The following is a 1,095-nucleotide window of genomic DNA, read 5'->3' on the forward strand; positions in this document are numbered from 1 at the left end:
GGGCGCGCCGATCCACGCCGCCCCCGCGAGCGTGCCCGCGCACACGCCCAGCTGCATGCCGCCCAGCCGGCGCACCATGGCCCCAGACCCGACAGGGGCCGCAGCTGCAGCAGATTGGTCACGAGCGAAGGCACCACCAGCAAGGCCGCCGCCTGGGCGGGGGGCATGACCAGGGCCAGGAGCGCCATCGCGACGGTGGGCAGTCCCAGGCCCACCACGCCCTTGACGCACCCGGCGAGCAGGAAGACGGCCGTGGCCGCGAGGAAGGCGGTGGGGGTGAGCGATGCGGTCATGCCGTGGATTTTTGGAGGCGCCCGTTAACCCGGCAATCGGGATTCGGCGCAGCCTGCCTCAGGCGAGGCCATAGGCAGGGCGTGCTACCTTGGCGCCCATGGCTTTTGACCTGACCGATCTGCGACTGTTCGCCAACGTGCTGGAGGCGGGCACCATCACCGCCGGCGCATCAGCCAGCTGCATCACGCTGGCATCGGCCAGCGAGCGCATCCGCGGCATGGAATCCGCGCTGGGCGTGCCGCTGCTGCTGCGAACGCGGCGCGGCGTGTCGCCCACCCCCGCCGGGCGGACCTTGCTGCAGCACGCGTTGATCGTGCTGCAGCAGATCGAGCGCATGCAGGGGGACTTGGGCGACCATGCCTCGGGCCTGCGCGGCCACGTGCGCCTGATGTGCAACAGCGCCGCGCTGAGCGACTGGCTGCCCGACCGGCTGGCGGGTTTCCTGCATGACCATCCCGGCATGTCGGTGGACCTGCTGGAGCGCCCCAGCCACGAGATCGTGGACGCCTTGCGCCACGGCGTGTGCGAGATCGGCGTGCTGGCCGATTCGGTCGATGCCGCGGGCTTGCAGGCCTTCGTGCTGGGGGCGGACCCGCTGGTGCTGGTGGTGCCGCGCGGCCATGCGCTGGCGGTGCGCCGCCGCATCGCATTCGCCGAGGTGCTGGACTGGGAACTGGTGGGCCTGTCGGCCGGCAGCGCGCTGGACGACCACCTCGCAGGCCATGCCCGCCGGCTGGGCACCCGCCCGCGCTACCGCATCCGCCTTGGCAGCTTCGAGGCGGTCTGCCGCATGGTGGGGCA

General features: G+C 72.2%; 1 protein-coding gene and 1 pseudogene. One reads left to right on the forward strand and one right to left on the reverse strand.

The window, feature by feature from the left end; all coding sequences use genetic code 11:
* Positions 1 to 293: pseudogene (locus tag AC27IQ_RS25335) on the reverse strand (sulfite exporter TauE/SafE family protein); the annotation flags it as partial.
* A 98-nt stretch (positions 294 to 391) separates the two neighbouring features.
* Between AC27IQ_RS25335 and AC27IQ_RS25340 the strand changes: the two are divergent.
* Positions 392 to 1,095 (forward strand): LysR substrate-binding domain-containing protein (locus AC27IQ_RS25340; RefSeq protein ID WP_487091272.1); only part of this gene is annotated, 704 nt, incomplete at its 3' end.

The sequence above is a fragment of the Acidovorax sp. KPB24-07 genome (genome assembly GCF_057543315.1).